General features: G+C 37.6%; 22 protein-coding genes and 1 pseudogene. 8 read left to right on the forward strand and 15 right to left on the reverse strand.

The window, feature by feature from the left end:
• Nucleotides 1-12: 12 nt before the first annotated feature.
• Together pheS and ACIQZA_RS08390 are read right to left on the reverse strand one after the other, a co-directional pair.
• The gene (gene pheS, locus ACIQZA_RS08385; RefSeq protein ID WP_402883090.1) at nt 13-1,050 is read right to left on the reverse strand and encodes a phenylalanine--tRNA ligase subunit alpha; all 1,038 of its coding nucleotides are present in this window, start codon (nt 1,048-1,050) and stop codon (nt 13-15) included.
• Between the two features lie 820 nt (nt 1,051-1,870).
• A complete protein-coding gene (locus tag ACIQZA_RS08390) occupies nt 1,871-2,635 on the reverse strand; it encodes a TrmH family RNA methyltransferase (protein WP_142508846.1) in 765 nt (254 codons plus the stop codon).
• A gap of 272 nt (nt 2,636-2,907) precedes the next feature.
• Here ACIQZA_RS08390 and ACIQZA_RS08395 point away from each other — a divergent pair, with 272 nt between their 5' ends.
• On the forward strand, nt 2,908-3,303 hold the full coding sequence (locus ACIQZA_RS08395; protein ID WP_142508845.1) for a (deoxy)nucleoside triphosphate pyrophosphohydrolase: 396 nt from the start codon (nt 2,908-2,910) through the stop codon (nt 3,301-3,303).
• Nucleotides 3,304-3,401: 98 nt separating this feature from the next.
• Here ACIQZA_RS08395 and ACIQZA_RS08400 read toward each other — a convergent pair whose 3' ends face one another.
• On the reverse strand, nt 3,402-4,751 hold the full coding sequence (locus ACIQZA_RS08400; protein WP_402883149.1) for an FAD-binding oxidoreductase: 1,350 nt from the start codon (nt 4,749-4,751) through the stop codon (nt 3,402-3,404).
• Between the two features lie 168 nt (nt 4,752-4,919).
• Here ACIQZA_RS08400 and ACIQZA_RS08405 point away from each other — a divergent pair, with 168 nt between their 5' ends.
• The 3 genes from ACIQZA_RS08405 to ACIQZA_RS08415 all read left to right on the forward strand — a co-directional run bounded on the left by ACIQZA_RS08405 (nt 4,920) and on the right by ACIQZA_RS08415 (nt 6,967).
• A complete protein-coding gene (locus tag ACIQZA_RS08405; RefSeq protein ID WP_142508844.1) occupies nt 4,920-6,335 on the forward strand; it encodes a LysM peptidoglycan-binding domain-containing protein in 1,416 nt (471 codons plus the stop codon).
• A 266-nt stretch (nt 6,336-6,601) separates the two neighbouring features.
• Nucleotides 6,602-6,763: a YfhD family protein gene (locus tag ACIQZA_RS08410; RefSeq protein ID WP_142508843.1), complete on the forward strand. Its 162-nt coding sequence runs from the start codon at nt 6,602-6,604 to the stop codon at nt 6,761-6,763.
• A gap of 12 nt (nt 6,764-6,775) precedes the next feature.
• Entirely contained in the window at nt 6,776-6,967 is a 192-nt protein-coding gene (locus ACIQZA_RS08415; RefSeq protein WP_142508842.1) for an H-type small acid-soluble spore protein, read from the forward strand.
• 192 nt (nt 6,968-7,159) lie between these two features.
• On the opposite strand, the gene ACIQZA_RS08420 is transcribed toward ACIQZA_RS08415, so the two are convergent.
• The 3 genes from ACIQZA_RS08420 to ACIQZA_RS08430 form a co-directional block, all read right to left on the reverse strand.
• Nucleotides 7,160-7,468 carry a hypothetical protein gene (locus ACIQZA_RS08420; RefSeq protein WP_402883093.1) on the reverse strand — a complete coding sequence of 103 codons (309 nt, stop codon included), beginning with the start codon at nt 7,466-7,468 and terminating at the stop codon, nt 7,160-7,162.
• Nucleotides 7,469-7,561: 93 nt separating this feature from the next.
• Nucleotides 7,562-9,724 (reverse strand): bifunctional diguanylate cyclase/phosphodiesterase, encoded by a 2,163-nt coding sequence (locus ACIQZA_RS08425; RefSeq protein ID WP_402883095.1) that lies wholly within the window; start codon nt 9,722-9,724, stop codon nt 7,562-7,564.
• Between the two features lie 194 nt (nt 9,725-9,918).
• On the reverse strand, nt 9,919-10,428 hold the full coding sequence (locus ACIQZA_RS08430; RefSeq protein WP_400932522.1) for a sigma-70 family RNA polymerase sigma factor: 510 nt from the start codon (nt 10,426-10,428) through the stop codon (nt 9,919-9,921).
• A 613-nt stretch (nt 10,429-11,041) separates the two neighbouring features.
• Here ACIQZA_RS08430 and sspI point away from each other — a divergent pair.
• Both sspI and ACIQZA_RS08440 read left to right on the forward strand, forming a co-directional pair.
• Nucleotides 11,042-11,251 (forward strand): small acid-soluble spore protein SspI, encoded by a 210-nt coding sequence (gene sspI / locus ACIQZA_RS08435; RefSeq protein WP_132357157.1) that lies wholly within the window; start codon nt 11,042-11,044, stop codon nt 11,249-11,251.
• A 78-nt stretch (nt 11,252-11,329) separates the two neighbouring features.
• Entirely contained in the window at nt 11,330-12,709 is a 1,380-nt protein-coding gene (locus ACIQZA_RS08440) for an FAD-binding oxidoreductase (protein ID WP_402883097.1), read from the forward strand.
• A 55-nt stretch (nt 12,710-12,764) separates the two neighbouring features.
• On the opposite strand, the gene ACIQZA_RS08445 is transcribed toward ACIQZA_RS08440, so the two are convergent.
• The 5 genes from ACIQZA_RS08445 to ACIQZA_RS08465 are packed head-to-tail and all read right to left on the reverse strand — an operon-like array spanning nt 12,765 to nt 16,969.
• Complete coding sequence (locus ACIQZA_RS08445) at nt 12,765-13,586, reverse strand: ABC transporter ATP-binding protein (protein WP_402883100.1); 822 nt, start codon at nt 13,584-13,586, stop codon at nt 12,765-12,767.
• Complete coding sequence (locus ACIQZA_RS08450; RefSeq protein ID WP_400932518.1) at nt 13,583-14,584, reverse strand: FecCD family ABC transporter permease; 1,002 nt, start codon at nt 14,582-14,584, stop codon at nt 13,583-13,585. Before ACIQZA_RS08450 ends, ACIQZA_RS08445 begins: the two co-directional genes overlap by 4 nt.
• A 14-nt stretch (nt 14,585-14,598) precedes the next feature.
• Nucleotides 14,599-15,741, reverse strand: a complete 1,143-nt coding sequence (locus ACIQZA_RS08455) for an ABC transporter substrate-binding protein (RefSeq protein WP_402883103.1) — start codon at nt 15,739-15,741, stop codon at nt 14,599-14,601.
• Nucleotides 15,738-16,340 carry a hypothetical protein gene (locus tag ACIQZA_RS08460; protein ID WP_402883105.1) on the reverse strand — a complete coding sequence of 201 codons (603 nt, stop codon included), beginning with the start codon at nt 16,338-16,340 and terminating at the stop codon, nt 15,738-15,740. Before ACIQZA_RS08460 ends, ACIQZA_RS08455 begins: the two co-directional genes overlap by 4 nt.
• Entirely contained in the window at nt 16,337-16,969 is a 633-nt protein-coding gene (locus ACIQZA_RS08465) for a hypothetical protein (RefSeq protein ID WP_402883108.1), read from the reverse strand. Before ACIQZA_RS08465 ends, ACIQZA_RS08460 begins: the two co-directional genes overlap by 4 nt.
• Before the next feature lie 227 nt (nt 16,970-17,196).
• Between ACIQZA_RS08465 and ACIQZA_RS08470 the strand changes: the two genes are divergently transcribed.
• Together ACIQZA_RS08470 and ACIQZA_RS08475 are read left to right on the forward strand one after the other, a co-directional pair.
• Nucleotides 17,197-17,832, forward strand: coding sequence for a hypothetical protein (locus ACIQZA_RS08470; RefSeq protein ID WP_402883110.1), 636 nt, complete (start codon nt 17,197-17,199; stop codon nt 17,830-17,832).
• Nucleotides 17,829-18,440 (forward strand): annotated as a pseudogene (locus ACIQZA_RS08475) (hypothetical protein). The gene ACIQZA_RS08470 and the pseudogene ACIQZA_RS08475 overlap by 4 nt, the downstream one beginning before the upstream one ends.
• 83 nt (nt 18,441-18,523) lie before the next feature.
• Here the strand turns inward: ACIQZA_RS08475 and ACIQZA_RS08480 are convergent.
• The 4 genes from ACIQZA_RS08480 to ACIQZA_RS08495 are packed head-to-tail and all read right to left on the reverse strand — an operon-like array spanning nt 18,524 to nt 21,345.
• Nucleotides 18,524-19,036: a GNAT family N-acetyltransferase gene (locus tag ACIQZA_RS08480; protein WP_142508832.1), complete on the reverse strand. Its 513-nt coding sequence runs from the start codon at nt 19,034-19,036 to the stop codon at nt 18,524-18,526.
• Between the two features lie 34 nt (nt 19,037-19,070).
• The gene (locus ACIQZA_RS08485) at nt 19,071-19,778 is read right to left on the reverse strand and encodes an amino acid ABC transporter permease (RefSeq protein WP_402883113.1); all 708 of its coding nucleotides are present in this window, start codon (nt 19,776-19,778) and stop codon (nt 19,071-19,073) included.
• 11 nt (nt 19,779-19,789) lie between these two features.
• A complete protein-coding gene (locus ACIQZA_RS08490) occupies nt 19,790-20,494 on the reverse strand; it encodes an amino acid ABC transporter permease (protein WP_402883116.1) in 705 nt (234 codons plus the stop codon).
• 26 nt (nt 20,495-20,520) lie between these two features.
• The gene (locus tag ACIQZA_RS08495; RefSeq protein WP_402883119.1) at nt 20,521-21,345 is read right to left on the reverse strand and encodes a transporter substrate-binding domain-containing protein; all 825 of its coding nucleotides are present in this window, start codon (nt 21,343-21,345) and stop codon (nt 20,521-20,523) included.
• Nucleotides 21,346-21,356 lie beyond the last annotated feature (11 nt).

Here is a 21,356-nt window from a genome sequence, read left to right on the forward strand (position 1 = left end):
TTGTTATCCCCCTTACGCTTCTGTTCGCTCAAATTGTGATAAGAAACGTGTGTCACTTGTATAGAAATGACGAATATCGTCGACACCATATTTCAACATTGCGATACGTTCAGCACCAATACCGAATGCAAAGCCTGATACTTTCTTCGGATCATAGCCTGCCATTTCAAGTACATTTGGATGCACCATACCAGCTCCTAAAATTTCAATCCAGCCTGTACCTTTACATACGTTACAGCCAGAACCACCACATTTGAAGCAAGAAATATCCATTTCAACAGATGGCTCTGTGAACGGGAAGAAGCTTGGGCGAAGTCGAATTTCGCGCTCCGCACCAAACATTTTTTTCGCTAATGTATCAAGTGTACCTTTAAGGTCACTCATGCGAATATTTTCACCAATCACTAACCCTTCAATTTGCATGAATTGGTGAGAGTGTGTAGCATCATCGTTGTCACGACGGAATACTTTCCCTGGACAAATAATGCGAATTGATTCACCCTTCTTCTCTTCCATCGTGCGAGCTTGCACAGGAGAAGTATGCGTACGTAATAATATTTCCTCGGAAATATAGAACGAATCTTGCATATCACGAGCAGGATGTCCCTTCGGTAAGTTTAGTGCCTCGAAGTTATAGTGATCCTTTTCCACTTCCGGTCCTTCAGCAATTTCATAGCCCATACCGATAAATAAATCTTCAATTTCTTCAATAACACGTGTTAATGGATGACGATTGCCAACTTTAATTTCACGGCCAGGTAAAGTGACATCAATCGACTCACTTGCTAATTTTTCAGCAATTGCTGCTTCCTCTAGCACAGTTACCTTTTCCTCTAATACAGCAGTTACATTTTCACGAACTGTATTGACTAAAGCACCCATTTTTGGGCGTTCCTCAGCTGATAATTTCCCCATACCTTTTAATAAATCAGTGATAGGTCCTTTTTTCCCTAGATATGCTACTCGCACATCATTTAATTCCTTTAAATTTGCTGCCGCTTCAATTTTAGCAAGTGCTTCTTGCTCTAATTGTTTTAATTGTTCTTCCATGTAATAAACCCTCCTTGTTCAAATCCATGCCAATTTTGTTGATGGCATAAAAAAACTCGCCCCTAAAAAAAGGGACGAGGACATATTCGCGGTACCACCCTAGTTATTGCAAGGAAAATTCCTAACAATCACTTCATTGACATAACGACTAGATTAAAGCCGGCATACCTTTACAGCGTTTCGCTGGTCCCGGTAGCTGCTCGCAGGATGAATTCAAAACTGCATTGGTACGGCACTGGCTCTCAATCTTCGGCCTGCGCTCCCTGTCGTCCATTCACAATCTTTACTACTTCCCGGTCAAAGCATTTTCGTTTACATTTTAACAGTGATTATACAATACTATACCAATTCAAATCAAGAGCCATGTGCCTATTAACAGCAATATAATGGCTTTATCGGCAATTTTAGTTTATCACGTGTGGTTGATTTCCGTTCCGACTGGGCGCTTTGTTGCTGCCGCTTCGCTTTCGCACAGAAAACATTTGTAGCTGACGCTTTGCTTTCGCTACAGAAAACATTTGTTGCTGACGCTTTGCTTTCGCTACAGAAAACATTTGTTGCTGCCGCTTCGCTTTCGCACAGAGCAAAGCTTCCTGGGGGCGTCCGATGAACCGCTTCGCTTCGCTGCAGGGTCTCGGGCCAACACGATGTTGGTCACGAAGGCGTTATCACAGGATGTGATGCTTTTAGCCTTCGTTCCTCTATCGCTGATCCCCAAGGAGTCGCCCAGCCTCCACTACAATCAACTAATATCAGTGCCTATATTAAAAAATGTCACCCACAACTGTGATGATTAGTACAGTTGCAACACTTCTATTACCTACTTAACAAATCCATATAAAACGATTCCTGTTGCCACTGCTACATTTAGAGACTCTGCTTGCCCCAAAATTGGAATAATAATATTTTGATCTGTCATCGAAAGTAGTTGTGGATGAATACCACTACCTTCATTCCCCATCATGATCGCGAATGCACCAGTATGTTCAATATCACTATAGACAACTGCATCCTCATCTAAAGCAGTCCCAAATACTGGTACACCATTATTTTGTAGCTGCTCAATCCATTCCTCTAAATCACCACGAATGACCGGGATATGGAAATGTGAGCCTTGTGCAGAACGAAGCGTTTTAGGATTATATAAATCCGCACAGCCCTTACCGAGTATGACTGCATCCAAACCAGCTGCATCTGCAGTACGAATCATCGTCCCAATATTTCCTGGATCTTGCACGGCATCAATTAGTAGCACCTTGCGCCACGTGGCCATTACATCTTCGTCTAACAAAGGCTGCTTACAAACCGCAAATACACCTTGAGATGTCTCCGTTTCAGCAAACTCCTTGGCAACAGCCGCCGTTACCTCAACGATGGCCACATTATCAATCGGCCAAAGCATTGGTAATTCTACACCTTCACGTACAATTAGTTGCATCACCTGCTCCGTATTTTTTAATGCTTCTTCCACCAAGTGGAATCCCTCTACTAGGAATTCTCCAGATCTTTCACGCTCTTTACGTGTTGTAGCAAGCTTCTTCCAATATTTCACTAACGCATTTTGCGTAGATTCAATTCTTTTCATCGTACCTCGTACCGCCTTTTTCCTATATATTGTTCATTATTATACAGTAGAAAACGATAAATTACATAGCCATGCAAAAAACAGTTTAATTGTTAAAGCTCATTTTTTTAAAATCAACGTTCTTTTAAGGAATCGAATTGTAATTATCACCCCCAATAAATATAAAATCACAAAAATACATGTTATAATTTTCAATATTTTAGAAATACAAAACAATTCCCATTTTGGGTGATGGCTTTTCTAATAGAGACATAAATTTGAGGGTGAAATAAATGAAAAAAAATGTACATGTAGTCGGTGCAATTATTGAAAATGATAAGCACGAAATTTTTTGTGCGTTAAGAAATCCTAATATGGTACTAGCAAATTATTGGGAATTCCCTGGTGGTAAAATCGAAGAGGGCGAATCGCCTGATCAAGCCTTAATTCGTGAAATATTAGAGGAATTTAATTGCTCTATACAAGTTGGCGAAAAGGTTGAGGATACCATTTATGAATATGAAAAATTTATCGTACGCTTAGAAACATTTAAAGCGTCAATTACAAAAGGAGAGCCGGTCCTGCTAGAACATACTGAAATTAGATGGGTTCCTCGAAATGAGCTGCTAAATCTTAATTTTGCTCCCGCTGATATTCCAGCGATCAATAAAATACTTGCAGAAAAATAGTAGAGATAAAGTGAAACTTTAATCAGTGGGGGTTCTTTCCTCCCCACTGATTATTAGTCTTCACAATCAGGCTTTTATGGGCAGTTCATCTTCCTCATTTAAAGCCATTTTTTATTTGGCGGAATACTTTGAGGAAAATGAAATACATTAAACGGATCGTATTTTCCTTTTACCTCTCTAAGCATTCTAAGATTACGACCATAATAGGCAGTTGGCCAATCTTTTATAAAACGATCTGGGAAATTCACATAATCACCAGCAGTGTAAGGTGACAAAGCCCTTCTTAAATTTTCCACCCACTGAATATTTTTTTCTTCTTCTTTAGCTTTTTTCCATGAAGTATTATACTCCTGAGCAATCAAAGCATTCCTATAATAATAAGCTGTTCGGTTTGACGCAATTTGACTTATCGCACCTCTAAGAGATTGCTGCCAAATGGTCGTGTCTCTATTTGGAGCGTTCGTTAAAAATTCTTTCATTTTTACAATAGCAGCATGAGGGAATGGCCTTTCAATAAAGGATCCTGACCTTTTACGGAAGGCTGGTTTGTTACCGCTCGGTAAGTCAAAAAATTCTACAGCTTTAATATACGGTACTTCCTTTATCCATATATTCGTTGGTGAACCTGTTTTCCTTAATGGACGTAGTAGTTTCTTTAACTCAGATGCCGTACCTATAAACTCACCTTGAGCAACAATTTCGCCCACTTCCTTAGATTTAAGCTCAATCTGTGAGGTCAAGCGTTCATCTGTATATGGCGCCCATTTTTGCCATGTGTCAAAGGCTCGTTCAAAATCTTCCCATCCCCATGTAATGGAGAAAATCGATACGTTAGAAATAGGATGCAGTTTAAATGTAAGCGCTGTAACGATGCCAAAATTCCCACCGCCCCCGCCACAACTTGCCCAAAATAAATCACTATTTTTCTCCTTGTCAGCTTGGATTACTTCAGCCCCTTCATGACCATTTGCAACAACCATTTCAAGTTCAAGTAAATTGTCACATGTTAGCCCAAACGGACGCGATAGCATGCCAATTCCGCCACCAAGTGTCAAACCAACAACCCCTACACTACCTTCAGTTCCTGCCGGGATTGTAAAACCATTTTCCCATAATATCCGATACACTTTTCCTAAATTAGCGCCCGCTTCAATTCTTGCTGTCCTATCTTGCCGGTTAATGGTTATGTCATTCATATCACTAACATCTATAACAAGACCTTCATTTAATAATGAATAATTTTCATAGTTATGTCTTCCACTTCTGATTCGAAATAATTCATTATTTTCTCTTGCCCATCTTAATGCATTGATAACATCTTTCGTATGTCGACAAAATACAATGATACCGGGAAATTTGGGATCATTTAAGTTATTATTTGTTCTTGCTTGCTCATAGTCCGGATCTTTAGGGATAACAATTCTTCCTGTGAGCTTTACTTTCTTCAACATACAGCTCCTCTCTCAAATGATGCAATACATATGTTTTATCCTATGCTTATCACTTGGAAAGAATATGAAAATCGGAATTTTTATCGCTTAAAAATGAAAGATAAATGCTCATTCTCTTTATTCATACATATGATGCTATATTGAAACTACTAAGGAGGTGTCCTTATGATTATTCATGTTGTGAGCGCTGGTGAAACACTTTGGCAAATTGCAAACAGCTATTCTGTACCTATCAATTCCATTATCCAATTAAACGCTTTATCTAATCCAGATCAATTAGTAATCGGGCAATCACTCGTTATCCCTTCCCCTTACACAACCCATATTGTAAAAAAGGGTGACACCTTATGGTCGATCTCCCAACATTACGGGGTGACTATGCAATCGGTTATCACAGAAAATCATTTAACAAATCCAGATGTTTTAACACCTGGAACTAGACTAATTATTCCACCCACTACACATATTGTGCTGCCAGGAGAAACTCTATCGCAAATTGCTACACAATTTGGAACGACTGTTCAAGCAATTGTTTTAGAAAATGGAATTTCCAATCCAAACATGATTTATGCTGGTGCGCATTTGATTATTCCGAGAGCAAAGCCTACCATTGAAGTAAATGCTTATACGTATCAAGAGCCTAAAGAAGCCGTACAGTCGATTAACGCAATCGGTCATCTACTAACTTATTTTAGTCCCTTTGCTTATATGGTGAAGGAGGATGGGACATTACAGCCTATAAAGGATAAAGAAATGATCGATGCAGCTATTGCAAAGAACATTACACCTATGTTGACCCTTACGAATTTCTCTTCCACAGAAGCCGGTTCCAACTTATCACATGTTATTTTATCTAGTGCAGATTTACGGGAAAAGGTTATCAACAATACTTTGCAAGTGATGCAGGAAAAGGGCTATAAAGTTCTAAACGTTGATTTTGAAAACGTTCTTCCAGCAGATCGGGAGAATTACAACACTTTCCTCCAATTAGCTGTTGATCGTCTTCATCCAAAAGGATTCCTAGTATCAACGGCACTTGCGCCAAAAACGAGCGCAACGCAGGCAGGAACTTTATATGAGGCACATGATTATGAAGCACACGGAAGAATTGCAGACTTTGTCATTTTGATGACATATGAGTGGGGATACCGACTTGGTCCACCACAAGCCATTTCACCCATTAACGAGATGAGAAAAGTTGTGGAATATGCTTTATCCGTTATGCCTGCTAATAAAATATTTTTAGGCTTTCAAATTTATGCTCGCGATTGGCTTCTACCGCATGTTAAAGGCCAAGAGGCAGAAACATTCAGCTCTCAAGAAGCCCTTAACAGAGCTATAAAACATGGCGCAACCATTCAATATGATAGAACTGCTCAGTCACCGTATTTCCGTTATGTTGATAAACAAGGTAGAAATCATGAGGTATGGTTTGAAGATGCTAGAAGTGCACAAGCTAAGTTTGACATGACGAAAGAATATAATCTTCGAGGTATTAGCTATTGGGCGTTAGGCTTCCCTTTCCCGCAAAACTGGGCGTTATTAAATAATGGTTTTTCTATCAAAAAGATTTCATTATAAATAAAGACTCATCGTGATGGTGAGGGTGATTTCGGTTCTAAAGGATTTTCAATACACCTCTTTGTCCAAAAGGATTGATCATGAGGTCGTTAAATAGGTCTTGGAGTTTAGCACCTTTTTACGCTTAGTATGCTCATTTATCTATTAACACAAAAAGCACTAAACATATATACAATAAATGCTTACCTTTCCCTAGTTTTTCCCATGATAAAAAAATCAATTCAAAGCCATATTAAGAAATATCAAAACGAAAGGAGAAACTGAACATGGGAAGAGACAATAAGCAAGGTAAAAGCGCCAATAAAGGGTCATTGCCTCAAACGCCAAAAAACCAAAAAATAGCGCCTGACAAAGTTAGTGAAGAGTTTTCTCAAGAGTTTATGAACATGATAAATTCAGTCACTAAAGAAGGCAAGACAAAAAAATAAGGGGGCCTTCAAGTGGAATTTACACGTGCACAAGAAATTGTCGCCTCACCAAAAGAATATGAAGTAAGCTATAATGGCGTATCTATTTGGATTGACAAACTTCATGATGATGGTAAAACTGCAACTGTCCATTTACGTCGGTCTTTAGAGGAACGATCCGAAGTGGACATAGGAGAATTAAAAGAAGAGTACCTCGTTCATTAAACTTTACCATCAAATAAAAAACTGCTTACTTCCTGTGATGAAGTAAGCAGTTTTCATGTTTATTATGTCAATAAAATTCCTATTACGTCAAATCGAGTGTTTGATTTCCGTTCCGACTAGGCGATTTCTGGGGGCGTCCGATGAGCCGCAAGGAGTCGACCAGCCTTGATTCCAATCAACCACTTCATCATTCTAACTTCTATCCGTCGCCTTGATGGTTCTATCCACGATTTTGGCTTCTCTATCCATCATTTTGATGGTTCTATCCATCATTTTGACGGTTCTATCCACGATTTTGGCTGCTCTATCCATCATTTTGACGGTTCTATCCACGATTTTGGCTGCTCTATCCATCATTTTGACGGTTCTATCCATGATTTTGGCTGCTCTATCCATCATTTTGACGGTTCTTTCCGTCGCTTTGGTTCTTCTTTCCGTCGCTTTGACTGCTCTTTCCGTCGCTTCAGTTATTCTTTCCATCATTTTGACTGCTCTATCCATTGTTGACTTCTCTATCCGTCATTTCAGCTCTTCTCCCCATCGCTTTGGTTGCTCTATCCATCGCTCTATTTTTCACCACTGAAAATCTCAACTTTAAATGACGAAATCCTCTTCATATTTTAACTCTGTTAAAATATCTCTTGCTCGACTGTATATCTCGTTAAAGTTATTGGAAATCTGTTCTGCTGAAATCGGCTTACTAAACAAATAACCCTGAATATAATCGCAACCACCGTCAATCAGGAAAGCAAGTTGCTCCACTTCTTCAATTCCTTCAGCAACAACCTTTAATCTCAAATGCTTGGCCATTGATAAAATCATAGAAACGAGCGCTTTATCATTTGAATTATGCTGTATATTTCGAACGAACGCCCGATCAATTTTTAAACAATCGATTGGAAAATCTTTTAAATACGAAAGCGACGAATACCCTGTCCCAAAGTCATCAACAGCAATTTGTATACCAATTGCCTTTAACTCATGAAGTAGCTGAGTTATTTGATCAATGTTCATCGTCATACTTTCTGTAATTTCTAATTGTAAATATTGAGGTTCTAAATTTGTACGTTGTAAGATTTCTTGCACCATATGCACTAAATCTTGCTGGAATAACTGTCCAATGGATACATTCACAGCAACCTTCATTGGTGGCAAACCTTGCTCCTTCCATGTCTTCGCTTGAGTGCACGCCATTTCTAAAATCCATTTTCCTAAAGGAATAATTAGACCAGATTCTTCTGCAATTGGGATAAACAACTCAGGTGAAACAAATCCACGGGTCGGATGACGCCAACGTACTAGCGCTTCCACCGATTCGATTTTACCCGTTTTTAAATTTACTTGAGGCTGAAAATCCAAGTAAAATTCTTCATTAGCTAATGCTTTATGAAGCTCTTGCTCAATCAATATACGATCAGCAATGCCATTTGACATATACGGCTTATAAAAAAGAACTCTTTGAGGTATTTGACCCGCTTCTCTCATCGCTAACTGAGCGTGCATTAAAAGCTCTTCACCTGAGCAATCTTCTTCATGCAGGGCAATGCCAATATTAAGATTTCCGTTAAGTGGAAAAAGTTGTACTTGTAATGGTTTTTTCATAATACTCTTCAAGTTCAAGCAAAATTGTAGCAACTCTTCTCTTGTCTTCACATGATTAATATAAATAATAAACTGTCCCTCATGAAGCTTTGTAGCAAAATAATGAGGGGGTAATATAGCTTGAATTCTCTCAGCTACGAGCTTCATCATTGTATTAGAATAGCTAATACCTATAGATGAACGAATAGCAGCAAGGCGATCAATTTCGATTGCAATGATTGCTTTTTGACGACTATTGTCATGTAATTCCTCTTTTAAAGTTTTCAATAACAAATGTTCATTTGGAAGCTTAGTAATATCATCATGATAAGCTTGAAAATGAAGCTCCTGCTGCGAATGCTCAAGATCTCGCTTTATTTTTAAAAGTTGTGTATATGGTTTTTCAACAGTTGTATAATAAATAGCTTTTAGGAAAAAGAAGAATGCAAAAAATTGATAAATTAATGCAGGAAAGCCCCAAATTGATTTCAAGTCTTTGATGAACGCAAAGAAAATATCACTAATAATTAAATAAGTTGCTGCGCTAATAAGCCATATAACTCGTTTTGGCAACTTTTTTATATATTTACTCAAAATCACTATCGTTACACCTTGTAAGACCGCAGACATTAAATGAGCAATAGCGCTTGCTTTCAGCAACAATTGTTCTTCAAGTAAAAAATATTTTGAAGAGAGATACACTAGAAAAAGGCTCAGTAGGACAAATAATAAGGAACTGCAATATGTATAATTACGATCATTCATCGTTAAGCGTTTTTTTGGCTTTAAAATAATAAAAACAAAACCGATTGATAAGCATAAACGCATGATTAAATCCAACCATATTTCCAAATATAGTGTATCAGCCATTGGATATTGAGCGATAACCACGCTCACTAATTCAAACAAGGCGATGATAAAAAATAAATTACCTATGTATAATGTTTGACTCGATAATAAGTGTGAAAAAACGAGCCAAGATTGAATAGCGATTGCCATTGTAAAAACAATAATTAGTATTTGTATAATCAAATTCAAACAAATATAACTTTCTTCCTCAAAAGAACCAAATACCTGATTACTTAAACCTAATAGTGGCAACACTAGCAATAGTGGCAATACTATATACCAAATCTCTTTCTTTTCTATCTCTAATTGTTTCAACCAATTCTCCAACAGAAACCCTCCATACCAATAATCAAATTAGATAGGTAATATGATCTACCCAAAGGAAAAATAACATTAAAAATTGTATTTTTCTTTGACTTCTTACAAATCATAGCATTTTTATTGGAATTTGTATGCAAATATAAAAAGTATGCCAATGTTCAGTTATGAAATTAGCATACCTTTGATGCTTATCGTACTATTTATAATAACTCACGAAGCTTAATCATTATTCTTGTACGTCTTTTTTTAACTGCGTCCACAGATATACCTAGTTCTTTTGCTATTTCAAAGTAACTAAAACCTTCTACATATAAAAGTAGTAATATTTTTCTTTCTTCAAATTTTAAATGAGACATAATGCGTTCTATAAAAACTGGACTGCTTTCATTCATTTCATGATCTCGAATATAATTTATCGTGTCATTTTCCATAGGTGTATGAATATTTTCAAAACTCTTTTCCTTTGAAAGCTCTTTTAAAATTTCTCCTTTTACGGTTGTATAAATATAAGCAGAAAACAGCCCTTTTGATTGATCCGCTTTACGCCAAGCCTCCCACACGGCTATGGATGCTATATGACGATAATACTCAAAATCTTTATAAATACGGCACCTTAACAAAATCGACGTTATCATTGGTTGGACTAATTCTAATACTTCCTCAAATGATTGTTCAGGTGATAACTTTTGCTTATTATGCTGTGTTGTCATCCTATTGTCCTGTCGACTGTGCACAGTCCATTATTCCTAGGTACCTTCATCTTAGTTACTATACAAGGAGGTGTCGAACCGCTCATTTGTCAATATGATCAGAAAGTTTTTATAAGTCCTTTTTAATATTTATACATAACAACAGTATAATATTTCAAAAATCATATGTTTTAACTTCTTTCAGCATTCATCTCCTACCTCTATAAGTGGTGAAATGAATGCTGGTTTAAGTTCCTTTTCAACAGGTGTCCTGACATCCGATAGAGGAACCCAGTCTAAGAGCACCACATCCTGCGGCAATTTATCTGTGCGAAAGCGGAGCGACAGCAACACGGTTTTATCTGTGCGAAAGCGGAGCGACAGCAACAACAACGACTGAGTGATCAACATCATGCGGTAGCATTACGCTTTCGCGCAAAAAAACATCTGTTGGCCTAAAGCTCCGGCGGATGTCACAGAATCGGAAAGGAAATCTTCGTGCAAGCACAAAGCTGATTCCGGACGCATTGTTTATCTAAGCGACAGCGGAATTATGCCGAGGCATAATTGATTTGTCACACTATACATATTTCTTAAAAGGTTGGACAAAATTACTACTAAGGAGGCGAAATAGATGAATTTTCAAATAAGAGATGCGATTACGACAAATGTACATGGTCAATCAGCGGCCGAATTTAAGGATATTGTCGAAGATGCAATTAGCCGTGGTGAAGAGCATTTACTTCCAGGGCTTGGTGTGTTTTTTGAAAAATGGTGGCAGCAATCTAGTCCCACTGAGCAGGATGCTTTTGTTCAAAAACTTGAAAAAGCCTTTGCTCACTAACTTTTTATAGACAGTTCATTCCTTTTCCAATAAATGCATGATAAAGTTTAACTTATCAGAAAATTAGGAGGAATTGGAATGACTGTTGCTGTAGAATTAATAGTAAATCAACTAAAAAAGATTTTATCTGAAGAACAGGTGTCAACAAACGAAACGGTGCGGCAGCTACATGGAAGGGACGAATCTCATCATACAATGAGCTTACCAGATATCGTTGTCTTTCCTCGTTCCACGGCCGATGTCAGTGCCATCTTAAAAATTGCGCATGCGGAACGTGTACCAGTCGTACCTTTTGGTGTTGGCTCAAGCTTGGAAGGTAATGCAATTCCCATTGCAAATGGCATTTCTATCGATTTCTCTGAAATGAATGCTATTTTAGAAATTCGACCAGATGACCTGCTTGTGAAAGTACAACCGGGTGTAACACGTGCTCAATTGAATAAAGAATTAAAAAAACATGGACTTCAATTCACAGTTGACCCTGGTGCTGACGCTACACTTGGTGGAATGGCAGCAACGAATGCCAGCGGGACAACAGCAGTGCGGTATGGTGTTATGCGCGATCAAGTACGAGATTTAGAGGTTGTACTTGCAGACGGTTCAGTCATTCATACCGGTAGCTTAGCAGCAAAATCCTCTTCTGGTTATCACTTGAATGGCCTTTTCATTGGCTCTGAGGGTACGCTAGGTTGCTTTACAGAATTAACTTTACAAGTCTATGGAATACCCGAATTTGTAACGGCGGGACGTGCAGTTTTTACGACAGTTGGCGATGCTGTCTGTGCAGTAACCGCATTGTTGCAAGCGGGCATTTCAATTGGCCGTGTTGAACTGGTCGATAAAGCCTCTATCAAACAAGCAAATATTTATAATGAAACATCCTATGAAGAAAAACCGACACTATTTCTAGAATTTCACGGAAATAAAGAAGGTATGCATGCCGATATAGATTTTGCTAGTGAAGTTTTTGAGGACTATGGCTGTCTTTCTGTTGAATTTGAACAAGACAATTCAGCACGGAATAAGCTCTGGGAGGCGCGCCATTCATTGGCCTATGCATATATCCATGCATATCCAGGGAAAAAGCTTATGTCGACTGATGTTTGTGTGCCAATATCTATGCTTGCTGAATCCGTTTTATATGCTCGTGAACAGCTTGAGGAAGTTGGTCTTGCAGGTGGAATTGTAGGTCATGTTGGAGACGGTAACTTCCATGCCTTGTTAATGTTAGATCCAAACGATGCTGAGGAGCAGGCAAAAGCAGACCGCTTCAATGAACATATTGTCCAATTTGCTTTACTACGTGGTGGCACATGTACCGGTGAACATGGGGTTGGTATTGGAAAAATGAAATATCAATCTACAGAGCACGGAACATCTCTATTAGTGATGAAAAGCATCAAGGCAACACTTGATCCACATAATATTATGAATCCAGGGAAAATTTTCAACATGTAATGTAGATAAAACACGATCTCGCCACGAAAGGTGAGACCGTGTTTTTCATTTGAGATTATCGACTGTTACGCTCCGTCCCTAATGCGCTTGGTATCATCGTTTCAACAAGGTAATCTCCTTCTTCAAATATTATTTTTTTCAACTCAATACCGAAAAATTCCTTCATCCTTGCTTCAGTCATTACCTCCTGTACTTTACCATAGATGACGCCTTTTTCTTTTGCAGTCATCATGATTCGATCTGCTAGATAAAACGCATGATTTGGGTAATGGGTATTGATTATGCATGAAATACCGCGTTCCTTCGATAAACGCTTAATCGTTTGTAAAATAACTATTTGTTTTTGAATATCCAAATGCGACTCTGGTTCATCTAAAATCAAAACTTCTGGTTCAGAAACAAGAGTTCTTGCAATTAAAGCTAACTGCAACTCACCACCACTAATTTCATTGCATGATTTTTTAGCAAGATGTAAAATGTCAACCGTCTTCAGTGCTTGATGAGCCGCTTCCAAATCCTTCGCAGATGGCTGCGCTAAGGTACTAATATACGGGGCTCTCCCCATAACGACAAGCTCTTCTACAGAAAATCCAAATACCATTTTATGCGCTTGGGGCACATAACCAACGCGTTTCCATAGTTCTTTCCGATTTAATGCTGCAAGTGGTTTGCTATCTATTAAAGTCTCGCCTTTTTTCCATTCAAGTAACCCCGTTATACATTTTAACATCGTCGTTTTCCCTGCTCCGTTCGGACCTAGAATCGCCATTATTTCACCAGGCTCCAATGAGAAATTGATGTCTTTTGCATATAAATCAGGTAATTTTTTTTGTCTTTTTTCATAATGATAATTTCCGTTTATCACTTCAATTTTCATGCCCAGCCTCCTCCTGAACGGCGTAATAAATAAGCAAAGAACGGCGCTCCAATAATTGCTGTTAAAATAGATAAAGGTATCTCCGTTGCTGTTAATGAACGAGCTAAATCATCAATTATTAATAAATAAATACTACCTATAGCCACAGATACTGGTAATACAAACTGATTATTATTACCGACTAGCATTCGTGCAACATGCGGAATAATTAAACCAACCCAACCAACAATTCCAGCAACAGCTACGGATGCAGCTGTAATTAAAGTTGCTCCGAAAATGACGAACCACTTTAAACGTGTAACGGGAATTCCCATTGATTCTGCCTCGTCCTCCGGCAATGTTAAAATATTCAATCGCCATCGTAGTAAGTACAATAGTAAAATTCCAATTAATATGAGTGGACCACCAATATACAACTCCTTATAGGTTGCTGTACCAAGACTCCCCATTAACCAATAAGTGATGGCTGGAAGTTTTTCCTCTGGATCGGCTACAAATTTTGTTAAGGAAATTAATGCATTAAAAAGTGCTGACGTAACAACACCAGCTAAGACAAACATAAAAATAGGTGCATTTTTCTTTGCCCCTGCAATTAAATACGTAAAGCCAATTGCACCTAATCCAAAGATAAGTGCCATCATTTGAGCTACAAAGTTTTGTCCAAATAATAATATCCCAAGCGATGCTCCAAACCCTGCACCCGCAGAAACGCCCAATATATCAGGTGATACTAGTGGATTTCCAAACATACCTTGAAATCCTGCACCAGCAATAGATAAACCACCACCAATTAATAGAGCAAGTAAGATTCGAGGTAAACGAATATTCATAACTACAGTTTCTTCCATACTTGTCCACGTTTGTTCAATAGGAAATACTTGAGAAGCTAGGATTTTAATAATATGCTCCATGCTTACCCCAAATCGTCCAACACCAAGAGAAACGATTGCTACCAAAATCGGTAGCAACCATAAAAGTATAATTTTCCATTTCTTCATTTCACAATCAGTCCTTAATATTTCGCTGCATCGGAAGAAGGATTTAAAATAGTGTGGATTTCCTTATCTGAAACATCAAATTCATAGAAATCCTTATAGTAAGCTTTAATCTCATCTTCTATTTTATAGTTAAATAATGTTGGGTGATTTTTTTGTGCCATCCATTTTAGCATTAATGGCGCATCGCCACTTGGTGGAAACCAGCGATAAATACCTAATGGAATTTTATAAACTTTTCCCTCTTGAACAGCTTTCACCTGACTCCAATCCTGTCCACTCACCTTGTTTTCAAGTAAGTCTTCTGGCTGCGTTTCAGTAAAGTTAGTGATATAAATTATATCTGGATTCCAAGCATAAATTTGCTCCATATTTACTTCTTTCCTTCCTTGTACATCATTTTCAGCAACGTCTACAGCTCCAGTTGCGTTAAGCCATTGATTACCGAAAAAGTTTTTACCACCAACCGTGATGGATTTATCATTATGCATATGCAGTATCATCGCACGAGGCATGTCCTGAGTGGCAACATCTTTTAATTTAGCATCAAGTTCGGACTGCACTTTTTTACCTTCATCTAAAAAACGGTCAGCACGGTCAGTAGTTCCTGTCATTTGACTCGTTAACGTCAACCAACTATTGAATGTTGCTAGAGGCTCAGCAGCTGCGGCATCAATCGCTTTTACTGCAACAACAGGGATTCCTGCCTCTGTAATTTTATTAATGGAATCCTCATTTGTTGAAATCTCTACATATAGTTGAGGGTTCACTTTCATTAATTCTTCCACATTCACTTCACCATTTTGAATAAACGATGTTTCTGCTTTTAAAACATCTGGTGAGATTTTTGCTAAAATTGAATTTTTCGCGGCATTATACGAATTTGGGTGCATACCGACAATTTCTTTCGTTGAGTTTGTAGCGACATACCATGTGGAGAAATAAGGTAAAATCCCACCTGTCACGACACGTTCAATTTTGCCTGGTACTGTTACTTCACGGCCAAGCTGATCCGTCACAACTTTCTCCTCCGCTGTTGTCTGAACCTCCGACTTTGAAGATTCTGCGGATTGATTAGACTTTGATTGTCCCTCTTGATTGCCACAGGCTGCAAGCATTGCTGTTAATGTTAGTGCTGCCAAATAACCATATTTTTTCATTGATTTTCTTCCTCTCTTAACCATTTTGCAATTCCATGTAAAAAGGGTTTTGACTGATCGATAAAACCAAGCCCGATATGGAACATTGGATCTAATGTAGTGACAACTAATTCGCCTTTAAAACTTACGCTGTCGATATAAAATAATGAGCGACCACCTGGGATATCGAGTAAAGATTGAGCACCAACTGGTGGTAAAAACGAGCCATGATAATGCCACTTCATATCACGAAGCGTTATAAATTTGAATAATGGATGTGTTGTATTTTGCTCACTCATTGGTAAATCACCGCCGTCGCGCACCCACCAACTAAAATTAACTTCCGAATCCTCCCAATCAATTGTAGGAAACCAATTATCTAAAATCTCACCAAAAATAATGAGTCGCTTACCTGATTCAATAAATGTGAGAAGCTGTGATTGATAACGCTTCAAATGGGGAATATCTAGACGGCATGATAAAATCAATGTGTCATAATCTGCTAAATTATATCGATGTAATTCTTGAATATGTAAAATATCATCATATACATAATGAAATTCCTGCTCTTCAAAAAATCGCTTTTGAAAGGGTAATCCATTTGTTACGATACCGATCATTGTGCCCCCACTCCCTTCAATTGATTGCGCTCATACTCTTCTCGGATGCATGTAAGCATTTGCAAACTTAAATAACGCGAGGAATTATCTTCATCGATAAATACTCGATAAATGTCCGTCCCTGCGCCAGCAAAAATTGTGCCATTTGTTGAATCACGATCCACATAAATGATAGTTGCACCACTTTGATCGGTCACAAGAACCTCTGCATGTAATGGAATTTTTTCGAAATAACCACGAGAAAAAAATCCTCTAACTCCTTTACGGTAGTTAATATCATAAGCATCAATACTTGCGAATAATGGATGTATTGGCTCTTTTATAATTATTTCACGATCCTTTAATGGAATCGGAGACCGTTTCCAATTAGGAACTCCTGTTAACCAAGGTAATGATGTCTCTGTAAGTGAAAAAATAACGCCACCTTGAGTCAAATATTGATCCAAAACATTTCTATGCTCTAATAAAAATTGCTCATCCACTAAATTAGTAATAATTAAGCCTGCATAGGCACGTAAATCGGTATACGGTAAATCGTATACATATAAAAACGTTAATCCTCGCCTTCGATCCTCATCTGTCAGTCTCGAAAACTGTATATCAATACCAACATAAGCAATTGGTTTCAAAGAGAACCCTTCTTTCTATCCCACCATTATTGATAATGATTATCATTTGCACCTAAATACATATTACAGTATAGTGATAATGATTATCATTGTCAAATAGGTTTTGCGCACTTCCTTTTGTTTCCAAGACATTTGTAGGTAAATTTTTCCGCGAACAATTGTTCAAAAAGCGTAAAATATTTTTTCAATATAATTTATTATTTAATTTTATTTTTGGAGGAATAAATATGAGTGACCCAATTTCGATACTAAAACTAGACCCCGGACATGCTTTCGGTGTGAATGGTCGTATGCAAAAAGATACAGGTAATGAAGCAAAAATAATTGATCAATATGATTTCGCATACGCAAATTTAGAAAAAGTGGATGTTATCCTAATCCCAAACTTTGTTGATCAAGAATTTTTGTACAGTCAACGCGAGAAGATTGCTGCCTTTTTAGAAGAGAAAAAAATCGTAGTGTATTGTGGCCATCTATTTCGCGAATGGCTACCAGGTTGCGGTCCATTCATGCCACAGCTAATTCGTAATTATAAAGATTATGAGGTTTTTCCGACCGCAGATTCATCCATTTTTCAAGGTGTAACTACGGAAGATATGACATTTAAAAAAGGAGTTGCTGGCTTTTTTGCACGTGGTTATCATCACGCACCAGATGATGCAGAAATATTACTTACTTTTTCAAATGGTAAAACGGTTACATATGTAGATCGTACTACAACAAATGGTATTATTTTAGTCCATGCAGGACGTGATTTACTAGGCTATGCTAATGAAAGCAAATCAACAGACCTTATTCGGCCTCAATTTTTATCATGGCTTGAAGCAGAAGTACAATCATTAAAGGAGAGCACAGTACAATGAGAAGAATCGGTGTTATATATAGTGGTAATGAATCACATTATCGGACATTCCATGAACCAAAATTCAATCAATATATAAAAAAATTAATTTATCATCCTGATTTCCTAGAAACGGACATTGAAGACTTAGATGTACTGATTGTTCCCTCTCAATTAAATCACAAGCTGTTACTTGCTAGCGTAGTAAAAATCCATTCATTTGCTGATAAAGGTGGAATTGTAGTTGCATTTGGACCACAGCCATGGAGTTGGTTACCAGCACAACAATGGGAAGAGCGACCAACAAATTTTTGGTGGTAGCTTGAAAAAGATACTTCAAGTGGTCTAGTTTTACAAAAACCAAAACATCCTCTGTTTAACGGTTATTTAACACTTGCCGACTGCACATGGCACCAACATGGCGTTTTCTGGCCTCCTGAAAATGCAAATATTTTAGTATCGACGGAAGATGGTGGTGCAGTTTTATATATTGATACTACCTCTACGGGCGGAACTTGGGTCATAACAACATTAGATCCTGATTTCCATTTCGGCTCTTACTTTATGCCGGCAACTGAACGATTCCTTGAAGGCTTTTTCCCATACTTAGCCTATGGGAAAATTTCGTAAGCGCTGAGTTAAGTGCAAATGCCATAGAAAAAGGACGAACAAATCCTTTCTCTATGGCATTTTTTAACGTACTCATAGTTTATTTATAAATCATAGCGGAAACTTTTTACAAGCTTATCTCCCTTATTAAACTCTTTAGATTCATCTCTTACAAAACCCAAGGATAAATAAAGATTAATAGCAGCTTGCATAATATCACCCGAGTGTAAATATAATGCTTGATCCTGACGATTGCGTGCAAAGGCGAAGCTTTCGTCCAATAACTTTTTAGCAACACCTAGCCCTCTTCCTTTAGGATGCACGCCAAGTAAGCGCACAATGGTAGACTTTATGTTAAGCTCTGGCAAACCATATGCTTTTTCAGAATCTGTAAATAATTGCAGTCCCCCTAAAATTTCATCACCCCGCTTTGCCACTAAAATTGTCTCTGCATTAGGGTTACCGACAGATGCTCGAATATCACTTAAGTAAGAAGCCCAGTCCTCTGGGTTTTCATATTCTTTTTCATATTGTGCATAACTCTCTACTAAAACCTCTAAATACTTTGCATAGTCTTCCTCTTTTAAATGCTCAATCACTATTTCAGCTACTGTCATCGTTCTTATCCCCTTTCTATATAAACAACTCTATTTAAATGCCGCCCTTACTATAGGCTGTTACTCTTTTTTCAATATGATGTGCAAGCCATTCAACGATAGCTGAAACACTCCAATAAATTAGCCCAACGGCGATAAATGCCTCCAAAAACTTTAAATTAATAGAAGCAATGATATTTGCAACTCCTGTTAACTCTTTAATTGAAAGGAAAAAAGCTAGTGACGTGGCATGTAAGAAACCGATAAAGACATTTGTGAAGTTAGGAATGGATTTACCAAATGCTTGAGGTAATATATAGCGTCGCATCGCCTGTGAAAAAGACAAACCGACTGCATATGCTGCCTCGAGCTGTCCCTTAGGTACACTTAAAATACCGGACCGAATTATTTCGGAGGCGTAAGCTCCTGCACTTAGCGTCAAAGCCAAAATAACAAAAAGTAAAATAGGGATAGAGCTTGATTGAAACTCAAGCTTGAAAGCTTTTGAAATAACATCAACAACAATTGGTATGCCAAAATAAACAAGCATAATGTGCATAATGATTGGTGTACCTCTAAAAAAAGAAACGTAAAAATTCAACAAAGGCGTGAGAATTTTTGTTTGTTGTATCCGAACAAAAGCAACTATTATGCCGATAAAAATGCCTAATAAGACAGGTGTAACTGCCATGAACAAAGTTAACGGCAATACTTTACTAATTTCTATTAAAGCTTCAAAAATAAAAACAATATCTATAGTCATAGCATTTCCCCCTAGCTAGAAGCAGCTTCCTTTGGCATATATCGATTAAGATATCGTTCATTTAATTTCAAACCCTTTTCTAGTAACATAACAATGACATAATAAACAATGGACAGCGCCAAATATATCTCTAGCGCCCTTGTTGTTGAAGCAATAAGTGTTTCTCCACGTCCCACCATATCCATGACACCAATTGAAAATGCTAAAGAAGTATCCTTTAAAGAACTAATCATCGTATTTGCCATATTTGGAAAGGCAACACGAATCGCCTGAGGGAGCACTATACGTAGAAAGGCCTGTATTCCACTTAATCCAACTGAATAAGCTGCCTCCATTTGTCCGCGATCAACCGTTAAAATAGCCGCTCTAAAAATCTCAGCAAACGATGCAGCATTGCTCAACGTATAAGTAATAATTACAAAATACATAGCATCCATTCTTGTTACATCAATATGCACAAGCTTTAATAACGCTGGTATACCATAAAACACTAAAAACAATTGCACTAAAACCGGCGTACCTCGAATAAACGAAATATAAATCGTTATGATGTGCTTCAAAACTGGTATGTGTAGCAACTTTGGTATAGCGATTACTATACCAAGTAGCATGCCAAAAAAAGTGGCGAACACTAAAATTTCGAGTGTTACTGGTAAATACTGAAGCAATATTGGAAGTACTTGTGCAATTAGTGTGAAGTCAAAGTCATTAGCCATACTTCCATCTCCTTCTCCTATCTCGTTTAGAAGTCTACTGAATAATCGTCACCTAGCCATTTCTTACTTAACTTACTAATGACGCCTTCTGCCTTTAATTCTCGGATAGCATCATCAAGTCGCTCCTGTAAGACGACCTCGTCTTTATTTAATAAGAAGTAAACTTTTGAATTTAATAAAGCATCTCCTACTACCTTCTCCTGTGCCTTATTGCTTTCGTTATAGTACTTTACTGCAAATGGTGTTGTAATGATTGCATTGATTCGACCTGTTGCAAGTTGATTATGAACATCAACCGAGCCTGACGAATAGACAATATTAGCACCTAAATTATGTTCCTTATTGTATTTTTCTATATAGACAGCAGAGTTACTAGTTGGCGAAACACTAACGTTTTTCCCTTTCAAATCATCAATGGATTGAATAGAATTGTTTTTTGCATTGACTGTTACTTTTAATGGGAATACATTATAAGGCTCTTTATTAAAGAGGAATTTCTCCTCTCGTTCACTATTGACTTCCATTTGATGGGCAACAAAGTCAATCTTTCTTGTCTCTAAACTTAGTAATAAATTTGAAAATTCCATTATTTTAAATTCAAACTCATATTCTGGTAGCTTCTCATCAATAGCGCGAACAAGCTCCACATCATAACCTGTTAAATTCCCCTTGTCATCAATAAAGCAGATATTTGGAAATTGAGTACCGGTACCGACAATAATTTTTCGAACGTCCTTTCCACCTTGCGCAGCTTTATTCTCACTAGTATCCCCTTCGGACTTTTCAGAACTTGTACAAGCGGTTAAAAGTAAAACTAGCAACAATAGTAAATAAAGTGATAATTTTTTCATAGAATCCCTCT

This window comes from Lysinibacillus sp. NPDC096382, from assembly GCF_044762845.1.
GTDB lineage: Bacteria > Bacillota > Bacilli > Bacillales_A > Planococcaceae > Lysinibacillus.

What these genes read in the sequence shown, in the direction of transcription:
- ACIQZA_RS08440 (WP_402883097.1), top strand. Translation starts at nt 11,330, where the DNA reads ATGACTGTTGCTGTAGAATTAATAGTAAATCAACTAAAAAAGATTTTA.
- ACIQZA_RS08470 (WP_402883110.1), top strand. Translation starts at nt 17,197, where the DNA reads ATGAGTGACCCAATTTCGATACTAAAACTAGACCCCGGACATGCTTTC.
- ACIQZA_RS08450 (WP_400932518.1), bottom strand. Translation starts at nt 14,584, where the DNA reads ATGAAGAAATGGAAAATTATACTTTTATGGTTGCTACCGATTTTGGTA.
- ACIQZA_RS08410 (WP_142508843.1), top strand. Translation starts at nt 6,602, where the DNA reads ATGGGAAGAGACAATAAGCAAGGTAAAAGCGCCAATAAAGGGTCATTG.
- ACIQZA_RS08495 (WP_402883119.1), bottom strand. Translation starts at nt 21,345, where the DNA reads ATGAAAAAATTATCACTTTATTTACTATTGTTGCTAGTTTTACTTTTA.
- ACIQZA_RS08480 (WP_142508832.1), bottom strand. Translation starts at nt 19,036, where the DNA reads ATGACAGTAGCTGAAATAGTGATTGAGCATTTAAAAGAGGAAGACTAT.
- ACIQZA_RS08460 (WP_402883105.1), bottom strand. Translation starts at nt 16,340, where the DNA reads ATGATCGGTATCGTAACAAATGGATTACCCTTTCAAAAGCGATTTTTT.
- ACIQZA_RS08420 (WP_402883093.1), bottom strand. Translation starts at nt 7,468, where the DNA reads ATGGATAGAGCAGTCAAAATGATGGAAAGAATAACTGAAGCGACGGAA.
- sspI (WP_132357157.1), top strand. Translation starts at nt 11,042, where the DNA reads ATGAATTTTCAAATAAGAGATGCGATTACGACAAATGTACATGGTCAA.
- ACIQZA_RS08405 (WP_142508844.1), top strand. Translation starts at nt 4,920, where the DNA reads ATGATTATTCATGTTGTGAGCGCTGGTGAAACACTTTGGCAAATTGCA.
- ACIQZA_RS08485 (WP_402883113.1), bottom strand. Translation starts at nt 19,778, where the DNA reads ATGACTATAGATATTGTTTTTATTTTTGAAGCTTTAATAGAAATTAGT.
- ACIQZA_RS08430 (WP_400932522.1), bottom strand. Translation starts at nt 10,428, where the DNA reads ATGACAACACAGCATAATAAGCAAAAGTTATCACCTGAACAATCATTT.
- ACIQZA_RS08390 (WP_142508846.1), bottom strand. Translation starts at nt 2,635, where the DNA reads ATGAAAAGAATTGAATCTACGCAAAATGCGTTAGTGAAATATTGGAAG.
- ACIQZA_RS08455 (WP_402883103.1), bottom strand. Translation starts at nt 15,741, where the DNA reads ATGAAAAAATATGGTTATTTGGCAGCACTAACATTAACAGCAATGCTT.
- ACIQZA_RS08490 (WP_402883116.1), bottom strand. Translation starts at nt 20,494, where the DNA reads ATGGCTAATGACTTTGACTTCACACTAATTGCACAAGTACTTCCAATA.
- pheS (WP_402883090.1), bottom strand. Translation starts at nt 1,050, where the DNA reads ATGGAAGAACAATTAAAACAATTAGAGCAAGAAGCACTTGCTAAAATT.
- ACIQZA_RS08395 (WP_142508845.1), top strand. Translation starts at nt 2,908, where the DNA reads ATGAAAAAAAATGTACATGTAGTCGGTGCAATTATTGAAAATGATAAG.
- ACIQZA_RS08445 (WP_402883100.1), bottom strand. Translation starts at nt 13,586, where the DNA reads ATGAAAATTGAAGTGATAAACGGAAATTATCATTATGAAAAAAGACAA.